Here is a 1,006-nt window from a genome sequence, read left to right as displayed (position 1 = left end):
TAGTTGTCCGGAAATAACTTCCCTATTTTCATTGCCTGACTGGATTGAGCTTGTCAAAGTTCGGTGGCACGACCCTTCGACAAGCTCAGGGTGAACGTAAATCGGGTACTTATTAAAAGACAATTCCTTAAGTTACATGGGGATTTTCGTCAAGGAGTTCACTGCTTCAGACTATGCCGGAAATCTACGGCGCGTGCGTTGTTAAAAATCAGCCGCATCTATCAAGGAGTGAATCCTACTGGTATGCCCCGTGCTTCAACCAGCAAATGCCCCTGAAAGCCATGCCCTGAAAGCCATACCCTGAAAGCCATAAAAGTACTTTTTCTTGAAAGCGCAGTAACCATAGTCTGCCTCTCCTTTGAAGACTCTGCTTTTGGGAGCCCTTGTACGACAAACTACGTCGATGGGAAAGCCGTCAATTAGATGAATATCCGCATGATCGGCATGCATCAGTTAAACAAATCGCTTAGGTCAGTTTAAAAGTCGAACATCGCGTGTCTTTTATGGAATTCTCTCTGCTAATTTCTATCCTACCCACAAGTGTTGAGACATAAAGAGGGTCAAAGCGATGGATGGTGTAACGGGCAACGCAGCAGGCTTACCACTTAATTGTTCTGCTATCTGTATAAATGACGAATCTGTCAGAGGAGAATTTGGTGGGCACTCACTGGTCAAAACCTCTTGTAAACCGGAACCTCACGTTTTCCACCTGGGGTGCATCACCCGACACCTTGATGAGCAGAGTGAAACAAGTCTTGATAAACGCCGATGCAGTGAATGCGAGCAACCGGCACTGCCATTGATTCGTAATGACGGGGAAAGCGTCGATAACGACAAATCATTTTATTGTGAATCCCGGATGCTTAATGTCTGCCGTAGCGGTAATCTGAGAAAACTGAACTGGTTTCTGGACAAAGACAAGACTTTGGCAAAGAACTCTTACCGCTCGGCGCTCACCGGTCATCCAGAATACCCGTTAGCGGTCACCATCAAGTACGGCCACACT

General features: G+C 46.4%; 1 protein-coding gene. It reads left to right on the top strand.

All coding sequences use genetic code 11. The features are described from left to right. Nucleotides 1-568 precede the first annotated feature (568 nt). Nucleotides 569-1,006, top strand: a 438-nt coding sequence (locus KDK14_RS16905) for a hypothetical protein (protein ID WP_257266353.1), incomplete at its 3' end; no start/stop codon positions are given.

The sequence above is a fragment of the Endozoicomonas sp. ONNA2 genome (assembly GCF_024606365.1).
Lineage (GTDB): Bacteria > Pseudomonadota > Gammaproteobacteria > Pseudomonadales > Endozoicomonadaceae > Endozoicomonas.
Note: the sequence above shows the minus strand (reverse complement) of the source record. Positions and strands in the feature narration are given on the sequence as shown.